This window comes from Mycolicibacter sinensis, assembly GCF_001667945.1.
Classification (GTDB): Bacteria; Actinomycetota; Actinomycetes; order Mycobacteriales; family Mycobacteriaceae; genus Mycobacterium; species Mycobacterium sinense_B.
On record NZ_LZJK01000152.1, the window covers coordinates 15,296 to 37,686 of the forward strand.

A 22,391-nucleotide genomic window follows, 5' to 3' on the forward strand; every position below is an offset into this window, starting at 1 on the left:
CCGCAGCGACGGCGAACGACCCAGACAGGCGGTATTGCGGTGATGGCCGCTGCCGGCCGGGCGAGCGGGCCCGTCATCGCCCTGATCGTGCTGCTGCTGGTCGCCGGCGCGGCGACGCGCGGGTATCTGCCCGGCCGCGAACATGTCGCGCACCGGCCGGCCGCATCGAGCCCGCTGGGATCGATCATTCTCGCGGGCCTGCTGGCGGTGTCCGTCGGCGCTATCGTGGTCGCCGTCGTCCAGCGGGCCCGCCACCAGCGCGCGGTCGCCGGCAGCATGGGGAAACTCTCCCCAACCGCCGGAGCTCACCGTGGCAGGCCGGCGTGGCGGGTGCTGCTCATCGGATTGGCCGCCGTGACGGTATGGCTGCTGGCGGTAATGATCCTGGCGAAGCTGGGTGGGGCGCACCGGTTCGCAGTCCCAGCCGGGTTCTTCGGGGCACGCGGTGAGGTGCCCGCAGCACCGACCGCGCCGCAAGCGCCGATCCCGGCGCCACCGCACCGGCTCCCCGGCGGCTCCCCAAGCGATCTCGCCAGTGATCTGCTGGTGGCCGCCGCGGCCCTGCTGCTGATCGCCGCCGGCGTCTTCGTCGCACGCTTCCGTCGTGCCGGGCCGCCAGCGCCGGCGACCGGGGCGGCGACGCCCGCGGTCGCAGCACCCACCGCGAGCGAAACTCTCGCGCGGGCAGCCGAACTCGGCTTGACCCGGATCGCCGACCGAAGCCGCGAGCCGCGGGAGGCGATCATCGCCTGCTACGCGGTCATGGAGCGCCACCTCGCCGATGTTCCCGATGCCGCACCGCGCGAGTTCGACACTCCCACCGAGGTGCTGGCACGGGCTGTCGAACACCACGCGGTGCCGGCCGAAAACGCATCCCGGCTGGTGGAGCTGTTCACCGAGGCGCGTTTCAGCCCGCACCTGATGACTGAGCGGCACCGCGCCGACGCGGTCGCCATCCTGCGGCTGGTGCTCGACGAGTTGCGGGCCCCGACGTGAAAACGCTTGCACTGCAAGGCATGCTGCTGGTCGTAGCGGTGCAGCTAGCGGTGCTGATGGCCCACCGCCCGCAGCTGCTGCTGTGGGCGGCCGGTATCGCCGTTGCGCTGCCTCTGGTCGGCATCCGGCGGCTGCTGACTCCCACCGGACCGCCCGAGGCGGCGCTCACCGACGAGCCGGGAGAGTCCTTGCGGCGCTGGCTGAGGGGCACCGAGGCCAGAATCCGCTGGGCGGAGTCGACCCGAGCGGATTGGGACCGGCGCTGGCGGCCGATCCTGGCCCGTCGGTTCGAGGTCTCCAGCGGCCAGCGGCGGGCGAAGAACCCCGCGGAGTTCAACGCCACCGGCGTGATGCTGTTCAGCGATGCACTGTGGGCCTGGGTGGATCCCGGCAACGTCGCGCCCGCCGGAGACCACGGGCCCGGCCCGGGACGCGCTGTGCTGGAAGAGATCCTGTACCGGCTGGAACAGCGATGAGCGCGGGGCTGTCCGGCACGGCGGCGGTCACCGCCGAGCGCTGCACCGCGGTGCTCGACGAGATCGAGCAGGCGGTGGTGGGCAAGCGGGCCGCGCTCACACTCATTCTGACCACCGTGCTCGCCGGTGGCCATGTGCTCATCGAAGATCTTCCGGGCCTGGGCAAGACGTTGATCGCACGGTCGTTCGCGGCCGCGCTCGGCCTCGACTTCACCCGGGTGCAGTTCACCCCGGATCTGCTGCCGGCAGACCTGCTCGGCACCACCATCTACGACATGGCCTCGGGGCATTTCGAGTTCCGGCGGGGGCCGATCTTCACCAATCTGGTGCTGGCCGACGAGATCAACCGGACCCCGCCCAAGACGCAGGCGGCCTTGCTGGAGGCGATGGCCGAGGGGCAGGTCAGCATCGATGGCCACACCCATCGGCTGCCGGAGCCGTTCATCGTGCTGGCCACCGACAACCCGATCGAGTATGAGGGCACCTACCCGCTGCCGGAGGCGCAGTTGGACCGCTTCGCGATCAGGCTGCGCCTGGGCTACCTGTCGGAACACGGCGAGACGGCCATGCTGCGCCGGCGACTCGACCGGGGCGCCGCGGTGCCGACGGTGCGCCAGGTGATCGACGCCGACGACGTGGTGGCGATGCGCGAATCGGTGGAGCAGGTCAGCGTGCACGATGACGTACTGCGCTACGTGGTGTCGCTGGCGAACGGGACCCGCCACCATCCGCAGGTGGCCGTCGGCGCCAGTCCACGATCGGAACTCGACCTGATCCAGCTCGCCCGGGCGCGCGCGCTGCTGCTCGGCCGCGACTATGTGATCCCCGAGGACGTCAAGGCGCTGGCCACCTCGGCGGTGGCGCACCGGATCACGTTGCGACCCGAGATGTGGGTGCGGCGGATCCAGGGCTCGGATGTGGTGGAAGAGCTCCTACGGCGCCTACCGGTGCCCCGGACCCCCGCCCCGCCCGGCCCGGCACCGGGCATGACACCGCCATGACGCAGCACCCGCACTCCGGCGAGGTCTCCGAAGTCGACCTCGAATTGCACTGGCGGGCCTCGCCGTTGGCGCGAGCGTTGGCCAGCAGTGCGGCGCTGGCCCTGGCGGTGGCGGCGGGCGGGCCGCGCTGGCAGTTGGTCGCCTTCGCCGCTCCGCTGCTCGGCGTGCTGTGCGCACTGGGCTGGCAGTCCCCGGTACCGGTTTTCCGGCTGCAGGCGAACCCCGCGGCGCAGCGCTGCTTCGAATCCGAGCCGGTCGAGTTGACGGTCGCGGTCGCGGCATTGGCGGGTGAGGCGGCCGCGGTGACCCTGGAGGTGGCCGCGCACCCGGCGATGGATCTCGCGGGAGATGGCGATGCGTCCGGGCGCCGAAAGTCGGTGCGGGCCAGCGCCCAACGCTGGGGCCGTTACCCGATTCGGGCCACCGTCACCGCCCTGGGGAGGGGCGGGCTGCTGGCCGGGACAGGCACCGTCGACGTCGCCGAGGTCACGGTGTTCCCCCCGGCGCCCCCACAGCCCACGCCGATCCCGCACAGCGAGCTGCTCGACCGGGTCGGCACCCACCTGACCCGGCACCCGGGCCGCGGCGTGGAGTACGCCGACATCCGCGCCTACATCCCCGGCGACCCGTTGCGCTCGGTGAACTGGCCGGTCAGTGCGCGACGCGGCAGCCTGCACGTGACCGAGCGGCTGACCGATCGCGCCGCCGACGTGGTGGTGCTCATCGACGCCTACCCGCAGCCGCGCGGCCCCGCGACGGCCGCGACCGAACGGTCGGTGCTGGGCGCGGCGCAAGTCGTGCAGACCGCGTTGCGCAACGGTGACCGCGCCGGGGTCGTCACGCTCGGTGGTCGGCACCCGCGCTGGGTCGGGGCCGATATCGGGCAGCGGCAGTTCTATCGCATCGTCGATGCGGTCCTGGGGGCCGGCGACGGCTTCGAGACCACCACCGGAACGCTCGCACCGCGGGCCGCGGTGCCGCCCGGCGCGCTGATCATCGCGTTCTCCACCCTGTTGGACACCGAGTTCGCGCTCGCCCTGACCGACTTGCGCAAGCGCGGGCACGTCGTATTGGCGGTCGACGTGCTGGCCGGTCCGCCGTTCGTGGAGGAACCCGATCCGCTGGTGGCGCGAATCTGGACCCTGGAGCGCACCGCGATGTACCGGGACATGGCCACCGTCGGCGTCGATGTCGCATCGTGGCCGCAGCAGCAGCCGCTGGAGCAGGCCATGCACCTGGCGACGCAGCGCCATCGCCCGACGGCGGTGCGGTGATGCAGCGTTCCGCCGCCGACCGCAGCCTGGCGCTGGTCATGTCTGCCGCATGCGGCCTGGCGATGGCCGCAGCCGCCGGCGCCGGGTCGTCCGGGATTGCCGCGGCCGGGGCGCTGCTTACGGCCGGCGCGGTGCTGGCCGGGCTGTGGTGGCGGCCCGCGGCGACAGCGGCCGTGCTGCTCACCGTCGCCGTGATCGGGTTCGCCGATCCGCCGACGGTTTCGGCGGTGGTCGCCGGCCTGGCCGCGGTGGCCCACTTGTTGTTGCGGCACGCCGCCGACGGTGCCACAACGGTGACCGCCCCGGCGCTGCTGGGCGCGACGGGATTCAGCATCGTCGGTGTGGTGGCGGCCAGCTTCCCATTGCAGCTGCCCTGGTTACCGCTGGCCGCAGCGCCGGCCGTCCTCGGCTGTTACGTGCTGGCGCTGCGGCCGTTCCTGGCCTAGGGCAGCCAAGCGTCAGACCGAGGCGGCGGCGTTGATCTCGTCGAGTCGGCCGCTGGCTTCGAGGTATTCCTGCACCCAGCGCTGCATGACGGCGGAGGTCTTCTCCACCTTGGTGAACTGGCCGACGACCTGGCCCACCGGGTTGAACGCCACGTCGACGCTTTCGTTGGGGTACTTGTTCGTGGCCCGCACCGCCATCCCGGAGACCATGTACTGCAGCGGCATGCCCAGCGGCTTGGGGTTCTCCGGCGCCTCCCACGCCTCGGTCCAGTCGTTGCGCAGCATCCGGGCCGGCTTTCCGGTGAACGACCGGCTGCGAACCGTGTCGCGGCTGCTGGCCTTGATGTAGGCCGCGTGCTGGGCCTCGGTGTTCGACGACTCTTCAACCATGAGCCACTGCGAACCGGTCCAGGCGCCTTGCGCGCCCAGCGCCAGGGCCGCGGCGATCTGCTGACCACTGCCGATACCACCGGCGGCCAGCACCGGTACCGGCGCCACCGCCTTGACAACCTCGGGCCACAGCACGATCGAGCCGACCTCGCCGCAGTGGCCGCCGGCCTCGCCGCCCTGCGCGATGATGATGTCCACACCGGCCGCGGCGTGCTTGCGCGCCTGCGAGGCCGAGCCGCACAGCGCGGCGACCTTGCGGCCGGCCTCGTGGATGTGCTTGATCATGTCGGCCGGGGGCGTCCCGAGCGCGTTGGCGATCATTGTCACTTTCGGGTGCTGCAGGGCCACCTCGACCTGCGGGGTGGCGGTCGCCTCGGTCCAGCCCAGCAGCTGCAGGCTGTCCTCGTCGGCGTTCTCCACCGGCACGCCGTGATCGGCCAAGAGCTTCTTGCCGAAGTCGAGGTGCTCCTGGGGCACCAGCTTGCGAAGCGATTCGGCGAGCTCCTCGGCGGACTGCCCGGAATCCATGCCCTCGTACTTGTTGGGGATGACGATGTCGACGCCGTAGGGGTGATCGCCGATGTTCTCGTCGATCCAGTTCAGCTCGATCTCAAGCTGCTCGGGGGTGAACCCCACCGCGCCCAGCACCCCGAAACCGCCGGCCTTGCTCACCGCGACAACCACATCGCGACAGTGCGTAAAGGCAAAGATCGGGAACTCGATACCGAGTTCGTCGCAGAGGGGAGTGTGCATGACCTAACTCCTTCAAGGGCGCCGGATTGAAGTGAAACGTGTTCTAATTTAGTACCAGACTCGGCGTGGTGAGGCCAGTCGGCCACCAGTGGGCCTCGTGAGGGCAACACTACCGCCAATCGTGTCCCGGTTCCTGCGGCTCAGTGGGTGGCGAAAGCGCGCAGCACGGCCACCCCGAAACCGGCGGCACGCCGCAGCGACCGGCCGCCCGCGCGGCCGGAACCGCTGACGTGCAGCACCGGCCAGCCTTCTTCGGCTGCCAGCGCCGCCAGCCCGGGTCGCGGATTGACCGGCCGGGGCCGACCTACCAGCGACATCAGGGCGGCATCCTCGTCGCCGTCGGCGTAGAAGAAGCTCTGGGCGAGATCGACGCCGTTGCCCGCGCAGAACCGCTGCACGGCGGCTGCCTTCTGGGGCCCCCATACCACCGGCTTGACGATGTCTCCGGTCAGGACGCCGTGCTCGTCGAGTTCGAATCGGTTGCACAGCACCTGCGCAATACCCAGGTAGCGGGCGACCGGCTCGGCGTGGATGGTCAGCGCCGAGGAGCTCAACACAACGGTGTGGCCCTGCTGCTGATGCGCCCGCACGACGTTCTGCATATGCGGGTAGACCCTGCTGGTGATGTGCTCGGCGAAGAGTCGCTCGCCGACGTCGTCGAGTTCGGCGATGGACTCGCCGCGCAGGTAGCCCGCCGCCCGCACCAGCAGTCGCTCGAATTGCATCCGGCCCAACCGATATCGCACGGCGGCCTCGACCACGCCGAGCACCTCGCCGGCCCGGGCCTGGCGCCGGCGGATCCGGTCACCGGCGTGTGCGGTGGCGGTGAACCCGGACACCAGCGTGCCGTCCAGATCGAAGAATGCTCCGATCCGGGCTCCCGGTTCGGTCCGGCCGATCTCGGCGATCAGATCGCGCGGTGCTGCGGTCATCGGCGTCGATGCTACGTTCGCCACCGCCAACCGGGGCGCCCACGCGCCGCAGGGGTTGGGGCGAAACCAGCAGCTGATAGCGTGGTTGGCCTATGAACGAAAAGGCCGGCTCCAGTGAGACCACCGCCACCGATGTGCGGCAAGCCCTGTCCGAGCAGGCCGCGCAGCTCGGCTGGCAGCGCACGCAGCGGGAGCGTGTCGACGTCTACCGCCGCGGGCTCGCCCACGTTCACGCGATATGGCGCGACAGCGGCACCGTCAACGGCGGGGCGCACTATGACGACTCCGTCCTGCTGACCTACACCACGGAACTGGCGAAGATCCAGAGCTGGCTGGCCCGCTAACGGCGCGATAACCGCGGCGGCTCCGGTTCGCAACGGTTGGATAACCGCCCCTCGTGTCACACGGGCAACAGTTTTCACACGGCTAACTTCGGTCCCGACCTTGTTGGTATTCGGGATGGGGAAGAAGCCATGTCACGTATCCGTAATTGCCTCACCGTCGCGGCCGGCGCCGCCGCGGGATTGTTCCTGGCCGCGCTCGCGTCCAGCGCCACCGCCAACGCGGACACGGTGCCGCTCAACCCGGGGCTGCCCGGGGTCGTCGAGCAGGTGGTCGCATCCTCGGCCACCATTCCGCAGCAGTTGCTGCAGACCACCACGTCGGCGCTGAGTGGAACCTCGGTGGCGCCGGCAGCGTCCCCGGCACAGGCGCCGATCGCCACCGCCACCTTCAACGTTCCGCCGGCCGCGGGCGCCCCGGCGCCGGGCACCCAGGCCGCCGGCCTGCCCGGACTGTCCGGGTTCCCGGCCAACCTGACGTCGGTGCTGCCGTTCCCGTTGCCGAACTTCGGGCCTTCGACGCCAACCCCGACAGCGGTGGTTCCGGCTGCGTTCGCGCCGTCGGCGCCGGTGACACCGATGGAGGTCATGCTGATTCCCGGCTTGCCCTGACGGTGAGGCCGTAACCTCGGACCGGTGAGCGCACGCGCAGGAATCGTGGTCACCGGTACCGAGGTACTCACCGGACGGATCGCCGATCGCAATGGACCGTGGCTGGCCGACCGCCTCCTGGAACTGGGAGTGGAGTTGGCGCACATCACGATCTGCGGTGACCGGCCCCGCGACATCGAGGCCCAGCTGCGGTTTCTGGCCGGCGAGGGTGTCGATCTGATCATCACCAGCGGCGGTCTGGGACCGACGGCTGATGACCTGACGGTCGACACCGTGGCCCGGTTCTGCGGGCGCGATGTCGTGCTCGACAGCGCTCTGGAAGCCCGGATCGCCGAGATCATCAAACCGATGATGGCGCGCTTCACCGGACCGGGCGCCCCGGACTTCGCGACGGTCCGGGCGGCCAACCGCAAGCAGGCGATGGTGCCGGCCGGCGCAACCGTCCTGGATCCGGTCGGTACCGCCCCCGGCGTGGTGGTGCCCGGCGCTCCGACGGTGGTGGTGCTGCCGGGGCCGCCCCGCGAGTTGCAACCCATGTGGCACAAGGCGATTGCCACCGCCGAGGTGCAGCACGCGATCGCCGGCCGTACCCGCTACGAACAGCGGACCGTGCGGATGTTCGGCCTGCCCGAGTCCGGCCTGGCCGACACCCTGCGGCACGCCCAGGAGGCCATCGCCGACTTCGTGCGGCTGGAGATCACCACCTGCCTGCGCCGCGGCGAACTCGAGATCGTCACCCGATATGAGCCCGACGCCGCCGCGGCCTACGGCCAATTGCTCACGCTGCTGCGCGAGCGGCACCCCCGGGCGATCTTCTCCGAAGACGGTTCGCGGATCGACGATCTGGTGGCAGCGCGGTTGGCCGGCCGGTGGATCGCCACCGCGGAATCCTGCACCGCCGGGCTGCTGGCCGGGCGCCTGGCCGACCCGCCCGGGGCGTCGGCGTACCTTGCCGGCGGGGTGGTGTCCTACTCCAACGACGCCAAGGTGGATCTGCTCGGCGTGGACGCGGCGCTGATCGCCGAGCACGGCGCGGTCTCCGAGCCGGTGGCCGAGGCGATGGCCGCCGGCGCGCTGCGCCGCTTCGGCGCCGATACGGCGGTGGCGATCACGGGCATCGCCGGGCCGGGCGGCGGTACACCGGACAAGCCGGTGGGCACGGTGTGCTTCTGTGTAGCGCTCGGTGACGGCCGGGTACTCACCCGGACCACCCGGCTGCCGGGGGAGCGGGCCGACGTCCGGGAACGGTCGACGACGGTGGCCATGCACCTGCTGTACCGCGCACTGTCAACACCGTGATTCCGACCGCAACCGGTGGTATGAACGTCTCACCGAGGAGTTGCGGTCATGAATACAGCGTGGGCGTGGTTTAGCGGATCCGGCTACTGGCTGGGCCGGCAGGTGCTGGCACGCGGGATCGCCGCCGTTTACGTCGTCGCGTTCATTGCCGCCGCGCGGCAATTCCGGGCCCTGATCGGTGAACACGGCATGCTGCCGGTGCCGCGGTATCTGCGCCGACGGCCGTTCCCGGTGACGCCCAGCGTCTTTCAGCTGTACTACTCGGATCGGTTCTTCGCCGGCATCTGCTGGGCCGGTGCGGCCCTGGCGGCCGCGCTGGTGGCGGGGGCGGGCGAACTCGTACCGCTGTGGGCGGTGATGGCGATCTGGCTGCTGCTATGGGCGATGTACCTGTCGATCGTCAACGTCGGCCAGACGTGGTACGCGTTCGGCTGGGAATCGATCCTGCTGGAGGCCGGGCTGCTGGCGGTGTTCCTGGGCAACGACCGGGTTGCGCCGCCGGTGCTGGTGATGTGGCTGGCCCGGTGGCTGCTGTTCCGGATCGAGTTCGGGGCGGGGTTGATCAAGCTGCGCGGCGACTCCTGTTGGCGCGATCTGACCTGCTTGTATTACCACCACGAGACTCAGCCGATGCCGGGACCGCTGAGCTGGTTCTTCCACCACCTGCCCAAACCGCTGCACCGGATCGAAGCCGCCGGCAACCATGTTTCCCAACTGGTGGTGCCGTTCGGGCTGTTCGCCCCGCAGCCGATCGCCGGGGTGGCGGCGGCGATCATCGTCGTCACCCAGCTGTGGCTGGTGGCCTCCGGTAATTTCGCCTGGCTGAACTGGGTGACGATCGTCCTTGCTGCCGCCGCGATCGACCAGTCCTGGCTCACGTTTGCGGGCCTGCGGCCCCCGGCGATGCCCGACCCTCCGGTGTGGTTCACCGCTCTGGTGCTGGCTTTCGCCGTCATGGTGGTCGTGCTCAGCTACTGGCCGGTGCGCAACATGGCATCACGTAATCAGCGAATGAACGCCTCGTTCAATCCCTTTCATCTGGTCAACACCTATGGGGCGTTCGGGACGGTCGGGCGCGCCCGCCGAGAAGTGGTGATCGAGGGGACCGCGGACACCGACCTCAGCGAGAAGACGCTCTGGCGGGAATATGAGTTCAAGGGCAAACCCGGTGCCACCGATCGGCTTCCACGGCAGTGGGCGCCGTATCATCTGCGGCTGGACTGGCTGATGTGGTTCGCCGCGTTGTCGCCGGCGTACGCGCGACCGTGGCGAGACGCGCTGCTGCAACGCCTGCTGCGCAACGATCGCGATACGTTGCGGTTGTTGCGGCACAACCCGTTTCCCGACGAACCGCCGCGCTACGTGCGGGCACTGCTCTACGACTACCGCTTCACCACCCCGGCGGAGCGGCGTCGCGATCGGGCCTGGTGGCACCGCACTCTGGTGGGCATCTACCTACCGCCGGTCTCGGCGAGCGGGGTTTCGGGGCGGCCCGGGCCCTGAGCATCGGCCACCCTTCGCCGATCCAGAGCCCGTTTTCGGCGCTACAACTCCAGCAGCACCGTCACCGGTCCGTCGTTGACCAGCTCCACCGACATGTGGGCACCGAACCGGCCGGTCGCCACCTGCGCGCCCAACTGCCGCAGGGTGTCGCCGAACTCAGCGACCAGCGGCTCGGCGACCGAACCCGGCGCCGCGGCGTTCCAGGATGGCCGCCGCCCCTTGGCGGTGTCGGCGTAGAGGGTGAACTGGCTGACGACCAGGATCGGGGCGCCGACATCAGACGCCGAGCGCTCACCGTCGAGAATCCTTAACTGCCAGAGTTTTTCAGCGAGCCGCCGGGCCTTGCCCGTGTCATCGTCGTGGGTGACCCCGACCAGCGCCACCAACCCTTGCCCCGCCGGCGTGATCTCGCCGACGGCCTCGCCGTCGACGCTAACCCGCGCCGACGAGACGCGTTGCACCAGAACCCGCATGCGCCCGATGCTAGGTAGGCTCGGCGGTGCTGCAAGCGGGAGGGGTGGTCACGGTGTCGGTGCTGGTTGCGTTCTCGGTCACGCCGCTCGGGGTGGGCGAGGGAGTCGGTGAGATCGTCGCGGAGGCGGTGCGGGTCGTTCGGGAGTCGGGCCTGCCCAACCGCACCGATGCGATGTTCACCGTCATCGAAAGCGACAGCTGGGCCGAGGCGATGGCCGTGGTGCAGCGGGCGGTGGAGGCGGTGGCGGCCCGATCACCACGGGTGAGCACCGTGATCAAGGCCGACTGGCGAGCCGGCGCAGTCGATGCGATGACCGCCAAGGTGGCATCGGTCGAGCGGCATCTGGCGGCGCCACCACCTAGGTGACCGGTACGTCGAGGATGGGCCTGCCCACGCCGGCGCCGGGTCCGTCGAAGTGCCACCACTCCCCGGAGTAGACGGCCAGGCCGCCGGCGCTCATCGCGTCGCGCAGGGTGGCGCGTTCGGCCGCCGCGGCCGCGCTGATCCCGTCGGCAAATGCCGCGGCGCGGGGCGAGAAGTCGTCGAAGCCGGTGCCCATCTCGACCAGGCGTCCCCGCGCGTCGGCGGTCGTCACGTCGACCGACCGCCCGGTCTCATGGCTGCGGGCGAGCGGGCCCGGGCGGGCCACCCAGGCCGGATTCGGCACCGCTTGAAACATTCGCACCTGCACGTCGTGCGGCCGGTAGCAGTCCCAGAACACCAGCGTTCGGCCCCGGCCGCGCAGCGCATCGGCGGCTGCCGCCAAACCCGGGGCCAGCGACTCGTGCACCAGGCACCGGGCGTCGGTCGGATACAGCTGCACGCCGGTGAAGTTGTTGGCCGTGGCATACCGCAGATCGAGGATCGCATCCGGCACCGCACTGCGGACGTCGACAAAGCCGGCCGCGCGGGCCGCCGGGGAGACCGGCGGGAAGTCGGGGGCGCCCCACGCCGCGCTGGCCCAACCGATGGCCACCAGCAGCGGCACCACCGCCAACGACCTGATCATGAGCCCGCAACCACTATGGTCAGCCGGTTGCCGTCGCGTTCCACCCGCATCCCGGCCCGGCGTGCGACCGCCGCGACGGCCGCGGCGTCGTCCGGCTCGTACCTGCTGGTCGCCAGCGCCCGGGCCAGCCTGCCCTTGTGGGCCTTGTTGAAGTGACTGACGCTCGCCCGCCGGCCGTCGGGGTGCTCGGCGACCACGTCGACGCGGACCGCGCCGGGGATCTTCGCCAGCGCCGCATACGAGCCGGACCGCAGGTCGACGACGAGTTCCGCGGCGGCGATTTCGGCCAGCACCGGTTCCAGCACGGCACGCCAGCGACTGCCCAGGCCCGGCTGCCCGGGCAGCTTCGAGGTTGCCGACAGCCGGTAGGCGGGCACCGGATCGGCTGCCCGCAGCAGCCCGAACAGGGCTGAGCCGACCGCCAGACGGGCTTCGGCACGGGCCGCCGCCGCGCCGCGCAGCGAGTCGACGTCGAGCGCCTCGTACAGCACGCCGGTGTAGCGGTTGATCGCCGGCGCCGTCGGCGCGGAGCGCAACATCGCGTTGCGCTCGATCTCGGCGTCCTGGGTGGCCGAGAGACCCAGCGCGCGCCGGCTGGCGTCGGGATCCGCGGCCAGGGCGACCAGCTCATCGACCAGCGCTGCCCGCAGCTCGGTGAGTTGGGGGGATCCCAGCGCGTCGAGGCGCAGCGGAGGCCCGTCGCCGCCGGCCCGCTTGGTCTCTGACGGTGGCAGCAGCACGATCACAGCGCAGACGTTAACCGAGCCGCGGCGCACACCAGCGCGGTGGCGAGCATCGCCGCGCCGAGGGTGTCGGTGAGGAAGTGATAGCCGCAGGCCACCAGCCCGAGCATGCCCAGCAGGCTCAGCACCGCCGCCAGCATCAGCGCCCAGCGCCGGGCCATCCTCGAACCGGCCACCACGACCATCATGCCCAGCACCGCGACCAGCAGCGCGGTGTGCCCGCTCGGATACTCCAGGTACACCCCGTTGCGGCGGTCGAAGAGGTGTTTGAGAACCTGATTGACCCCGGTGACAACGAACGGGCAGACCAGCACCGCGGCCGCCAACGCCCATTGCCGCCGAAGCAGCGTGACCGTCAGACAGCCCACCAGCACCGCGAACACCAGCCAGCCGCTGGTGAAGGTCAACAGCCACCGCGGTTGTCCACCGATGACCTCACGGGTGCGATGGCTGAACCAGCTGTCAACGGCCGTCGAACCGCGGCCCACCGCCCAGCCCAGAACCAGGGTTGCCAGCACGCCGGCCGCGGGCCACCAGCGCAGTGCGGCGGCGGCCCCTCGGCTCAGGCCGATTTCTGGAACAGCGGCAGCAGCGCCTGACGACGCTGGTCGTTGCCGTCGGCGAGCGCGTGCAGCGCCTGCTCGACCGAGCGCGCCGTCGGGAACTTCGCGTCCTCGTCGAAGTCACCGAGGAGTTCGGCCACCGCCGGGCCCTCGATCAGCGTCCAGTCCACGCCGGCGGCGCGGCAGTCCCCGTCGAGGACGCACAGCAGCCAGATCCCGGCGGCAGCGAACGACGTCACCCCGCTCAAGTCGAGGAGCAGCGGTTCCTTCGCAAGTACGAAGCGCCGCGCCTGCTCACTGAGCTGGTCGACGTTGGTGGCATCGATCCGGCCCCGGATCGTGATCACCGTCGCGAGGTGACGGGAGTGTGCCCGGATCTGCGCGCCACCGCACTGGACGGTGGGGTTGCCCTGCTGACCGATCCGCGCCGTGCCCCGAGTGGTGATCGTGATAGCCATGCCAGCCCCCGCTTCCGCTTGTCTGAGCAGTGCCGGCAGGTGGCCGGCCTCGACATTTCCCGACGTTAGGCGGCGAAGTTAAGGCGCCTCGGGCGCCCGATTAACGCTTTCGTGAGATATCGAAGGGCTCCGTCGCTCCACTGAACGCGCTGATCCGCCCGTCGCGCCCCCGGGCATCGCCGTGGTAGCGCAGTCGGTAGCGCCCGGCCGCGGCGTCGGCGGGCACCGTCCAGGTCACGGTGACGGTCGACCCACGGCCGCCGGCACGGCGCCAACGGAACATCGTCGACCAGTCGCCGTCGTCGGCGACGGTGCACCATCCGTCGGCGGTCTCCCGCTCAACCCGCAGGTAGGTGCCACCGCGGTGCAGGTCGTTGTTCGGGTAGGCGCCGGCGAACACCGCCGTCACCGTGGCCCCCGGCTGGTAGTGGGACCGCGGCGGTTGCACGACGTCCCCGAAGCGGTGACCGGCGGCCGGTTCATCCGGGCGCACCCGGCGGCGTGACCGCCGGGTGCGAGGCGGCGCGGTGGGGGCTGTGCCGACCGGTGCCGGTCGCTGCTCCCGCATCGCGGTGGCCAATCCGGCCACCACCTGTTGCAGCGCCGCCAGCTCCCAGCGCCCGAACATGGTGCTGCCGCCCTCGTAGCGCTGCTCCTCGTACTCCTCCGGTGTGGTCACGTAGTGCAGGTAACCGTTGCTGTAGCCGGCCACCAGTACATCGCGCAGCTCGGCGCCCACGATGGCGGCCACCGTGCGGCGCAACCGCAGCCCCGCCACAATGGTCACCTCGGCGGGGATGCCGATCAGATACAGCTGCCCGATGCGCAGCAGTTGGACCGGGCCACCGTTGGGCATCAGCGTCAGGGCCTTGTTCAGCCGGCTGCCCGGCCCGATCGCCCCCTTGGGGGCGTGCGCGTCGCGCAGGCGCGGAGAGCGCCGGTAGACGGTGTTGGCGACCAGCGCATCGATGATGCGGTTGCGGCCCTGCCTGGTCAGCGGGTGCAGCGGGCCGGGTCCCTCGTCGGTGCCGGCCAGCGCCGCCGCGCCGGCCAGCGCGGGGCCGGTGCGATGGGTTCGGCCGTCGCCGGTGAATTCCGGTGCGACCTCGAAATCCGACAGGTCCACATAGGTGGCCCGCGCGTCGAGGCCGCCGGTGACCTCGACGCCGTGCCCGGTCGTCAGGTCGGTGGCCGCGTCGGCTTGGCGGGCTCCGATGATCCGGGTGTTCTCGAACTCGTCCTCGGTGGGGCCGCTGCCGGGGCGGTGGTTGAGATTGGGCGACATATCGCCGGCGTTGGTCTGGGCGAAGGCCGCGACGAATTCCGGCGGTTCGGGCGCCAGGTAGTCGACGCCGCGGTCGAGGCGCTCCACCTGGTAGGCGGCGTAGCCCTTGTTGTCGCCACTGATCAAGGTGTTGCGGTTGGTCATGGAAGTGCCGTGGGTGGCGAACCAGTTCACCGCGCCGACCAGCCGGCCGTTGCGCTCGATGCGCAGCAGCGTGGTCTGCGGGTCGATGGCGTCGGGAAAATAGGCCCGGTCGGCCGCCGGGTTGCGGGCGAACGCCGAGGGTGAGCGGTTGCTGCTGGCGTCGTGGAGTCGGCCGACGGCAAGGCTCAAGGTGGCGGGGGAGAGGTCGGCGTGCGCGCGGTCGACGGCTTCGCAGATGCCGTCGACGATCGCGGTGAAGGTCTGCGGCCGGAACCCACCGGTGTTGGAGTTGTACAGCCGGTGATCGCCGTAACCGCCTGGGCCGCAATGGGTGTGCGTCGCCGTCAGCATCACGTTACTGAACGTGTACAGCTCGCCGTAGCCGGCGGCGAGGCGCCCGAGTACCTCGTGGTGCACGCTCTCCAGCAGCAGCGGCAGTTCGCAGACGACCAGGAGCAGACGAGCGCCGGTGGTGGCGTCGACGAACACGAAGGCCCGCGCGCGCAGCCGGTTGTGCAGGCCGGACGTTTGCTGGGAGGCCACGCCGTAGCCGAGCATTCCGCACTCGGCCGGCTCGCCGGTGATGTCGGCGATCCCGCGACCCACCCGGTAGTCGTCTGGCATCGGTTCAGTATTCCCAACCGGCGGCAAATTCCCGGCAGGCGCACCCGGCCGGCAACTTCACCGCGGACGGTCCCGCTGCTAGTCTTCGATGGCTGCCGGCCACCGGTTGCGGCTGCCGATCGTCGGAATGCCCCGGCGGGCCCGCGCCCAAGCAGTCGCGACAGCAGAGCCCACCGGCGGAAGAGTGTTGTGCGCAGCGGAGAGATCAAAGCCCTCACCGGGCTTCGCATCATCGCCGCGGTCTGGGTGGTGCTCTTTCATTTCCGGCCGCTGCTGCGGCTGGCGTCGCCTGCGGTCAGCGATGCGCTCGCGCCGGTGCTCGACCGCGGCGCCCAGGGCGTCGACCTGTTCTTCATCCTCAGCGGATTCGTGCTGACCTGGAACTATCTGGAACGGATGGGGGAGTCGTTCTCGGCGCGGGCGACCCTGCATTTCCTGTGGTTGCGGCTGGCCCGGGTGTGGCCGATCTACCTGGTCACGCTGCACCTGGCGCTGTTGTGGGTGATCTTCACCCTGCACGTCGGCCATGTGCCCACCGAAGACCTCAGCCGGCTGACCGCGACCAGCTATGTGCGCCAGGTCCTGCTCGTGCAGTTGTGGTTCGAGCCGTTCTTCGACGGGTCGAGCTGGGACGGGCCGGCCTGGTCCATCAGCGCCGAGTGGCTGGCCTACCTGCTGTTCGGCGGGTTGGTCCTGGTGGTCTACCGGATGATGCGGGCGACGTCGGCGCGGGGCCTGGCCGCGCTGGCGGTCATCGCTTCGCTGCCGCCGCTGTTGTTGTTGCTGGCCACCGGCCAGTTCTACACCCCGTGGAGCTGGCTGCCGCGCATCGTCATGCAGTTCACCGCGGGAGCGCTGGCCTGCGCGGCGGTGCGCAAGCTCGCGCCGAGCGCCCGGGCCCGCCGCGCCGCCGGATACGGCTCCGCGTTGCTCATCGCCGCGACCGTCGGCATCCTGTACTACTTCGATGCGCACCCGATCTCCGGGCTCTACGACAGCGGCGGATTGGTCGACGTGCTGTTCGTGCCGCTGGTGATGGCCCTGGCGGTCGGTACCGGCAGCCTGCCTGCGCTGCTGTCCACTCGGTTGATGGTGTACGGCGGCCAGATCTCGTTCTGCCTGTACATGGTCCACGAGCTGGTGCACACGGCCTGGAACTGGGCCGCAATACAATTCGAGATCGTGTTGGACGAGGGAGCGACCGCGGCCAAGTGGACGGTGTGCGGGCTGTTGGCGACGGCGACGGCGTTGTCGGTGCTGCTGTTCCACGGCGTCGAGGAACCGGGTCGGCGCTGGATGCGCAGGATGATCGGTGCCCGGCCCGAAACGGCGCAGGTGACGCCGTCGGAGGACCCGCTGGCCGCCGCACCGGTCGATGAGATCCTCGATGAGCGCACCGCGGCGGTCCCGGTCAGTGTGTCCTGACACGCTGACCCCGGCCGGCGTGCGCGTGGGTGATCGGGGAGGTGGGCTGTGAGCCGGGTGATGACGTTTGCGGCTTCGCTGCTGACGGTCGTCGTCGCCGTCGTGGTGGGAACCGGGTATCTGGCCCGCGACCACGATTCGACGCGCCACTACGAGACGACGCCGCTGAGCGCCTCGCCGACCCGGATCGCCGTCGTTGGCGATTCCTACACCTCCGGGTATGAAGACACCGGTCGCGGTGCGGCGAACTGGACCGAGCGGGCGTGGCAGATCCTGGCCGGCCGCGGGATCTACGTCAGCGCCGACGTGGGGGCGGAGGGCGGCGCCGGGTACGCCGTGCGCGGCAACCAGGGCGGTCTGTTCGGGGATCTGACGGCACGGGTGGTGCAACCCGACGACGCACTGGTGGTGTTCTTCGGCTCGCGCAACGACCAGGACGTCGAACCGGGGGAGCTGAGCCGGTTGGTTGCCGACACCCTGGCGCTGGCCCGGCGGACCACCCCGGCGGCCCGGATGCTGGTGATTGGGCCGCCGTGGCCCACCGCTGAGGTACCCGGCAACGTATGGCGGATCCGCGACATCCTGAGCTCCGAGGCCCGCGTGGTCGGCGCGGAGTTCGTCGACCCGCTGGCCGAACGCTGGTTCGTCGGCCGTCCGGATCTGATCGGTCCCGACGGTGTGCATCCCACCGACGCCGGACACGCCTACATGGCCGACAAGATCGTGCCGCTGATCGCCGGCCAGTTGCCCAAGCGGACCTGACACAACCGCCCGGATCCTTACGATCCAGGGATGGGTGCGATGCGGGTGTTGGTCACCGGGGGAACCGGATTCGTCGGCGGCTGGACTGCCAAGGCGATCAGTGACGCCGGGCATGCCGTGCGGTTTCTGGTTCGCAACCCGGCCGGCTTGCACACCAGCGTCGAACGCCTGGGCGTCGACGTCTCGGATCACGTCGTCGGTGACATCACCGATGCGGGGTCGGTCCGGCGCGCGCTGGACGGCTGCGACGCCGTCGTGCACGCGGCTGCGCTGGTCGCCACCGATCCGCGCCAGAACGAACAGATGATGGCGACCAATTCCGTGGGCGCCCGCAACGTGCTCGGCGGCGCGATCGAGGTGGGTCTGGATCCGATCATCCACGTCTCGAGCTTCACCGCGCTGTTCCGCCCCGGCCTGCGCACCCTGAGCGCCGACCTGCCGGTCGCCGGCGGGACCGACGGCTACGGCCGGTCCAAGGCCCGTGAGGAACGCTATGTGCGCGGCCTTCAGGACGACGGCGCCCCGGTCACCATCACCTACCCCGGCATGGTGCTGGGTCCGCCGGTCGGCGACCGGTTCGGTGAGGCCGGCGAAGGCGTGCGGGCCGCGTTGCAGATGCGCCTGATTCCGGGTCGCAGCGCAGCCTGGCTGGTCGTCGACGTCCGCGACCTGGCGGCGGTGCACGTGGCGCTGCTCGAGCCCGGCCGCGGTCCGCGCCGGTACATGGCCGGTGGCCACCGGGTGCCGCCGCAGCGGTTGGCAGGACTACTCGGTGCGGTCTCCGGTGCGCCCCTGTTCGCCGTGCCGGTGCCCGACGTCGCATTGCGCTGGGCCGGGCGGCTGCTGGATCAGGCCGGGCGGGTGCTGCCGATCACCACCCCGATCACCGAGGCGGGCATGCAGTACTACACCCAGATGCCGGCCTCCGATGATTCGCCGGCCGAACGGGAGCTGGGGGTGGTGTTCCGTGATCCGCGGGAGACGCTGGCCGATACGGTAGCGGCGATCCGCGGTTGATCGCCTCACCCGGAAGCGGTGGTACGGAACCTGTCTCGGTAGGCCTTCGGTGAAATGCCGAGGTGGTTGGCGAACACCCGCCGCAGCGTCTCGGTGCTGCCGAAACCTGCCAGCCGCGCCGTCTCGGCGACGCTGTGGCCGGCATCGAGAGCGCCCCGCGCGATGTCGATCCGGACGGACTCGACATAGCGCGCCGGGGTGGTGCCCAGCTCGGCGCGAAACAGGCGCGTTAGCTGACGGGTACTCAACGAGGCTTGTGCGGCAAGAGCTTTCACGCTGTGCGGGGCCCCGGGATCGGCAGCGATCGAATCGAGAACGCCCCGTAGCGCCGAGCCCGCCGGAGGATCGGCCTCCATGAGGACGGAGAACTGCGATTGGCCACCGGCCCGTTTGAGGTAGACCACCAGGGTGCGGGCGACCTCACGGGCCAGCTCGGTGGCGTAATCCTGCTCGACCAGGGCCAGCGCCAGGTCGATCCCCGACGACACTCCCGCCGAGGTGAAGAGGTCGCCGTCGCGGACGAAGATGGCATCCGGTTCGACGTCGATGTCGGGGAACGCGCGGGCCAGCCGCCCGGCGTGGCGCCAGTGGGTGGTCGCGCGACGGCCGCTGAGCAGCCCGGCCCGGGCCAGGATGAACGCGCCGGTGCACACCGACGCCAGTCGCCGGGTGCGCGGTGCGATCAATTTCAGCGCGTCCACCAGGTCCGGATCGATCGGCCGCCCGACCAATTCGTCGCCGCCTGCGACCATCACCGTGTCAGCGCAATCGAGTGAGGAGATTCGGGTGCTGACGGTGAGCGGTATACCGACCGAGGTCCGCACCGTCTGACCGTCGACCGACGCGACCGTCAGCCGGTAGTCGGCGCCGAATCGGTTGGCTTCGGCGAATACTTCGGCGGGACCGGCGACGTCCAACAGTTTCACGCCGTCGAAGACGACGAGCAGCACCGTCTTGCTCACTGAACCGCCCTCATACCTGTGGCATTCGTTTGCCTAGTTTGCGCTCGGGTTAGCCGTTCGGTCGGGGGTCCGGTCGCGAGCAAGTGCCTCCAACACACCAATACCCGACACCGCACCGTCCGCGCATCGTCGGCCTCCACTCGACGGAGATCAGTCTGCTGCGATCGTGCGCTGGCCGCGATGGTCATTTCCGCCATGCATGCCACAGGATGCGACGTGTTTCCCGGTGGCGCGGGTCGTCATGACGCATTCCTTTCACCGGCCGTCCTGGTAGGCGGGTGTTCCCAGCACTTGCCTCCGGTAGTCGCTCGGAGTGGTCGCGTGTCGACGTCGCATCACCGTGGCGAGGTGTTGGGAACTGGCGAAGCCGCACCGGTGCGCGATCTCGGTGACGCTCAGCGACGAGGTCGCGAGCAGTTCACACGCCCGCACAAACCGGCGGTTCATCAACCAGCGGCGCGGCGGCTCGCCGGTGGCGTCTCGAAAGAGTGTGGTGAGGCGCGCCACCGACAGGCATACTGACGCAGCGATCTCGCCGAGATCAAGCTCCTCGGCGAGGTGCGACTCGAGGTATTCGATGGTCCGCCGGAGACGCCAATCGTGGTAGCCGGCACCGATCGTCGGCGACTGGGTTCGGGAGCCGGAGACGCTGGAATGCCGGCGCAGCAGACCAGTCACCAGCTGTTGGCCCAGGGCATCCAACATCATCCGGGAAATCTTGTCGCTGCATGACATTTCACGGAGGATCTGCCGAAAGACGAATTCTACGAACGGATCGTGGGAGCACATCGGATCGACGAGGGTGACTGTCTGGCCGACGGCCAGCAAACCGCTGTCGACGGCCAGCCGCTCAACCATGGCGTGCCGTACGTAGACATGCAGATAGGTGAACGGCTGCACCGAGGTGAACAGTGCACGCGGCTGCTCCCCGGCTACGACCATGTTCATGTGAAACGGTGGATGCAGGCGGCTCCATTTCAGCCGGCCGTTGCCGAAGTAGGTGTGGTGGTGGTGCCCGGTGATCGGCATCGCGATGACGTCGGTGTATCTGTCTGCGCTGCAGCACAGTTCGTAGTACGGCCGGTCCCGGAACCGCCAGATCGCCGCCGATAACGACCCGTCCGGTGTGGCGAGGCGGCTTTCCGGGGCAAAGCCCAATCGGTGCGCGATCGAATCAGGTATCGATATCGGCGGTGCCGTCACTCCAGCAGTGTCCGCTTCGATTCCGTCCACGCACTGGTGTCGATGCGACATCTTTCCCACAACAGCCGACATCGCCAGCGGGCGCTGGCGGCCGCCTCGACGCAGGCACGCGTCTGGTGTACATGCCGCTCGTCACAGACACGCCTCGGCACCCCCGGTTTTGGTAAGACCACGGGGGCGGTCACGGCGCTCGGTGCCGCGCCGACGTAATCACGGTCAGCAGAGGAGAAGTCATGCAGTTGTTCTGTCACCCCGGCGCAGCCGCCGGGGGGCCCGCGGCCCGGATCCGGTTGGGTGTCGCCGCGGGCGCCGCGGCCGCTGGCGCGAGCGTCGTCGTCGGTGCGCTACCCGCGCCCGAGCCGGACATGGCACAGATTCGCCGAGAGGTAGCACTGACCGCCGGCCGATTCGACGTCACCGACCCGGTCCCGGTTGTTCCCAGCGCGACCGGAGCTGACGCGTTCACGATCGGCGGCTTCACCTTCGACCCGGTCGTCGGCGACGACGAGGGTTTCGCCCTCATCCACCCGCTCACCAGCGCTCCGCCCCTGTTGACCTTGGGCGGCGGAGTCGTATTCGGCGGCCCCATGGCCGCCCAGGAGTTCGAAGTGTTTGACCCCTCCGACGGCACCGACCTCGGCAGGATCGACACCAGCGCGGTCGTGACGAACCTGGCAGGCTTCACCAATACCCAATTCACCGTCACCGGCGCGCCCTCCGCGACCGATGTGGCTCTCCCGACGGTGGGATCGGTCTACGACGTGTTCAATTTTGGTGCCGGCTACGCGAACGTCTACACCGCGACCCCGGGTGCCGACGACGGTCCGGACACCGTCACCGACACCTTCGTGACGCCGTTCGGGAACATCGATCTGACTCCGCTGTTCGGCGGTATCGACGCTGCCGCGCTGCTGCAGCCCGGCGACGCCTTCGCCGCGCTGGAAGCCGGAGCAGCCGGCGGGGGCGAGGATGCCTTCGCGATCGGCGGGTTCACCCTGGACCCGTTCACCAACACCGGCGGCTCCACTGTGGAGGGCTTCGCCCCGGTCGTACCCCTGACTGGCGCCGCGCCGTTCCTGAACATCGGGGGCGGTTCGATCGAAGATGTCACCAGCGGCGGAATCGTCCTGGCTCCCCAGAGCTTCGACGTCTACAGCGGTTCCGGCGATGCGGCCACGCAGATCGGCACCATCGACACTGCCGTGCACGTGAGCAATCTGTTGGGGCTGACCAACACCCAGCTGATGGTCGTCGACGCCACCTCGGCCGACGGGGGCAGCACTGACGCTCTGCCGGTGGTGGGGACCGTGTACGATGCTTTCAATTTCGGCGGTGGCTTCGCGAACGTCTACACCGCCACGCCGGGGGCCGACGGTGTCGTTACCGACACCTTCATCACCCCGTTCGGGAGCATGGACTTGAGCTCATTGTTCGGTGGTATCAACGTGGCAGACACGCTCAACCCGGGTGATGCGTTCACAGGCTTCGCCGATACGGCGATCGGCAAAGCTGCTTTCAGCATCGGCGACACCACGTTCGACCCGTTCACCGGGTCGGGGGACGACGCGACCGAGGGCTTCGCTCCGGTCTTTCAGACGATCGGTGTCCCGCCGCTGCTCAACATCGGCGGCGGTCCCGTCGTAGACGTGGAAGTCCTGCTCGGCCAGTGTTAGCAGGACAGAGGTGCCGGGCAGGGTG

The 22,391-nt window shown here is 69.9% G+C and carries 24 protein-coding genes; 14 read left to right on the plus strand and 10 right to left on the minus strand.

Features of this window, described 5'->3' with window-relative positions; translation table 11 throughout:
• The first annotated feature begins 42 nt into the window (after positions 1-42).
• From A5694_RS19475 to A5694_RS19495, 5 genes are read left to right on the plus strand one after another with little or no spacing between them, the layout of a single operon-like run.
• Positions 43-996 carry a DUF4129 domain-containing protein gene (locus tag A5694_RS19475; RefSeq protein WP_064923953.1) on the plus strand — a complete coding sequence of 318 codons (954 nt, stop codon included), beginning with the start codon at positions 43-45 and terminating at the stop codon, positions 994-996.
• A complete protein-coding gene (locus A5694_RS19480) occupies positions 993-1,472 on the plus strand; it encodes a hypothetical protein (protein ID WP_064923954.1) in 480 nt (159 codons plus the stop codon). Before A5694_RS19475 ends, A5694_RS19480 begins: the two co-directional genes overlap by 4 nt.
• Complete coding sequence (locus A5694_RS19485; protein ID WP_109535765.1) at positions 1,469-2,473, plus strand: AAA family ATPase; 1,005 nt, start codon at positions 1,469-1,471, stop codon at positions 2,471-2,473. Before A5694_RS19480 ends, A5694_RS19485 begins: the two co-directional genes overlap by 4 nt.
• Positions 2,470-3,747 carry a DUF58 domain-containing protein gene (locus A5694_RS19490; protein WP_064923955.1) on the plus strand — a complete coding sequence of 426 codons (1,278 nt, stop codon included), beginning with the start codon at positions 2,470-2,472 and terminating at the stop codon, positions 3,745-3,747. Before A5694_RS19485 ends, A5694_RS19490 begins: the two co-directional genes overlap by 4 nt.
• The gene (locus A5694_RS19495) at positions 3,747-4,193 is read left to right on the plus strand and encodes a hypothetical protein (protein WP_064923956.1); all 447 of its coding nucleotides are present in this window, start codon (positions 3,747-3,749) and stop codon (positions 4,191-4,193) included. The genes A5694_RS19490 and A5694_RS19495 overlap by 1 nt, the downstream gene beginning before the upstream one ends.
• Before the next feature lie 12 nt (positions 4,194-4,205).
• Here the strand turns inward: A5694_RS19495 and A5694_RS19500 are convergent, their stop codons facing one another.
• Together A5694_RS19500 and A5694_RS19505 are read right to left on the minus strand one after the other, a co-directional pair.
• Positions 4,206-5,336 carry a nitronate monooxygenase gene (locus tag A5694_RS19500; protein ID WP_064923957.1) on the minus strand — a complete coding sequence of 377 codons (1,131 nt, stop codon included), beginning with the start codon at positions 5,334-5,336 and terminating at the stop codon, positions 4,206-4,208.
• A gap of 140 nt (positions 5,337-5,476) precedes the next feature.
• A complete protein-coding gene (locus A5694_RS19505) occupies positions 5,477-6,268 on the minus strand; it encodes an HAD family hydrolase (RefSeq protein WP_064923958.1) in 792 nt (263 codons plus the stop codon).
• A 92-nt stretch (positions 6,269-6,360) separates the two neighbouring features.
• On the opposite strand from A5694_RS19505, the gene A5694_RS19510 reads away from it, so the two are divergent.
• The 4 genes from A5694_RS19510 to A5694_RS19525 all read left to right on the plus strand — a co-directional run bounded on the left by A5694_RS19510 (position 6,361) and on the right by A5694_RS19525 (position 10,023).
• On the plus strand, positions 6,361-6,612 hold the full coding sequence (locus A5694_RS19510) for a hypothetical protein (protein WP_064923959.1): 252 nt from the start codon (positions 6,361-6,363) through the stop codon (positions 6,610-6,612).
• 129 nt (positions 6,613-6,741) lie between these two features.
• Complete coding sequence (locus A5694_RS19515; RefSeq protein WP_064923960.1) at positions 6,742-7,221, plus strand: hypothetical protein; 480 nt, start codon at positions 6,742-6,744, stop codon at positions 7,219-7,221.
• Between the two features lie 24 nt (positions 7,222-7,245).
• A complete protein-coding gene (locus A5694_RS19520; protein WP_064923961.1) occupies positions 7,246-8,520 on the plus strand; it encodes a competence/damage-inducible protein A in 1,275 nt (424 codons plus the stop codon).
• Between the two features lie 48 nt (positions 8,521-8,568).
• A complete protein-coding gene (locus A5694_RS19525; protein ID WP_064923962.1) occupies positions 8,569-10,023 on the plus strand; it encodes a lipase maturation factor family protein in 1,455 nt (484 codons plus the stop codon).
• 41 nt (positions 10,024-10,064) lie between these two features.
• On the opposite strand, the gene dtd is transcribed toward A5694_RS19525, so the two are convergent.
• On the minus strand, positions 10,065-10,496 hold the full coding sequence (gene dtd / locus A5694_RS19530; RefSeq protein ID WP_064923963.1) for a D-aminoacyl-tRNA deacylase: 432 nt from the start codon (positions 10,494-10,496) through the stop codon (positions 10,065-10,067).
• 53 nt (positions 10,497-10,549) lie between these two features.
• Here dtd and A5694_RS19535 point away from each other — a divergent pair, with 53 nt between their 5' ends.
• Positions 10,550-10,864 (plus strand): MTH1187 family thiamine-binding protein, encoded by a 315-nt coding sequence (locus A5694_RS19535; protein WP_064923975.1) that lies wholly within the window; start codon positions 10,550-10,552, stop codon positions 10,862-10,864.
• On the opposite strand, the gene A5694_RS19540 is transcribed toward A5694_RS19535, so the two are convergent.
• The 5 genes from A5694_RS19540 to A5694_RS19560 form a co-directional block, all read right to left on the minus strand.
• Positions 10,857-11,507, minus strand: coding sequence for a M15 family metallopeptidase (locus A5694_RS19540; protein ID WP_064923964.1), 651 nt, complete (start codon positions 11,505-11,507; stop codon positions 10,857-10,859). The two genes, A5694_RS19535 and A5694_RS19540, sit on opposite strands and share 8 nt — an antisense overlap.
• Positions 11,504-12,253 carry a peroxide stress protein YaaA gene (gene yaaA, locus A5694_RS19545; RefSeq protein WP_064923965.1) on the minus strand — a complete coding sequence of 250 codons (750 nt, stop codon included), beginning with the start codon at positions 12,251-12,253 and terminating at the stop codon, positions 11,504-11,506. Before yaaA ends, A5694_RS19540 begins: the two co-directional genes overlap by 4 nt.
• On the minus strand, positions 12,250-12,768 hold the full coding sequence (locus tag A5694_RS19550; RefSeq protein ID WP_082952764.1) for a phosphatase PAP2 family protein: 519 nt from the start codon (positions 12,766-12,768) through the stop codon (positions 12,250-12,252). Before A5694_RS19550 ends, yaaA begins: the two co-directional genes overlap by 4 nt.
• Before the next feature lie 44 nt (positions 12,769-12,812).
• Entirely contained in the window at positions 12,813-13,271 is a 459-nt protein-coding gene (locus tag A5694_RS19555; RefSeq protein ID WP_064923967.1) for an STAS domain-containing protein, read from the minus strand.
• A 100-nt stretch (positions 13,272-13,371) separates the two neighbouring features.
• Complete coding sequence (locus tag A5694_RS19560; protein WP_064923968.1) at positions 13,372-15,324, minus strand: neutral/alkaline non-lysosomal ceramidase N-terminal domain-containing protein; 1,953 nt, start codon at positions 15,322-15,324, stop codon at positions 13,372-13,374.
• A 189-nt stretch (positions 15,325-15,513) separates the two neighbouring features.
• Here A5694_RS19560 and A5694_RS19565 point away from each other — a divergent pair, with 189 nt between their 5' ends.
• Genes A5694_RS19565 through A5694_RS19575 form a run of 3 tightly spaced genes read left to right on the plus strand, consistent with a single transcriptional unit; the run spans position 15,514 to position 18,528 of the window.
• Positions 15,514-16,749, plus strand: coding sequence for an acyltransferase family protein (locus A5694_RS19565; protein ID WP_064923969.1), 1,236 nt, complete (start codon positions 15,514-15,516; stop codon positions 16,747-16,749).
• A 48-nt stretch (positions 16,750-16,797) separates the two neighbouring features.
• A complete protein-coding gene (locus A5694_RS19570) occupies positions 16,798-17,511 on the plus strand; it encodes an Rv0518 family GDSL lipase (protein WP_064923970.1) in 714 nt (237 codons plus the stop codon).
• A gap of 39 nt (positions 17,512-17,550) precedes the next feature.
• Positions 17,551-18,528 carry an NAD-dependent epimerase/dehydratase family protein gene (locus tag A5694_RS19575; protein ID WP_064923976.1) on the plus strand — a complete coding sequence of 326 codons (978 nt, stop codon included), beginning with the start codon at positions 17,551-17,553 and terminating at the stop codon, positions 18,526-18,528.
• A gap of 5 nt (positions 18,529-18,533) precedes the next feature.
• Here the strand turns inward: A5694_RS19575 and A5694_RS19580 are convergent, their stop codons facing one another.
• Together A5694_RS19580 and A5694_RS19585 are read right to left on the minus strand one after the other, a co-directional pair.
• Positions 18,534-19,490 (minus strand): GlxA family transcriptional regulator, encoded by a 957-nt coding sequence (locus A5694_RS19580; RefSeq protein WP_064923971.1) that lies wholly within the window; start codon positions 19,488-19,490, stop codon positions 18,534-18,536.
• 255 nt (positions 19,491-19,745) lie between these two features.
• A complete protein-coding gene (locus A5694_RS19585) occupies positions 19,746-20,693 on the minus strand; it encodes an AraC family transcriptional regulator (protein ID WP_064923977.1) in 948 nt (315 codons plus the stop codon).
• A gap of 233 nt (positions 20,694-20,926) precedes the next feature.
• On the opposite strand from A5694_RS19585, the gene A5694_RS19590 reads away from it, so the two are divergent.
• Positions 20,927-22,366, plus strand: coding sequence for a hypothetical protein (locus A5694_RS19590; protein ID WP_064923972.1), 1,440 nt, complete (start codon positions 20,927-20,929; stop codon positions 22,364-22,366).
• The last annotated feature ends 25 nt before the right edge of the window (positions 22,367-22,391 follow it).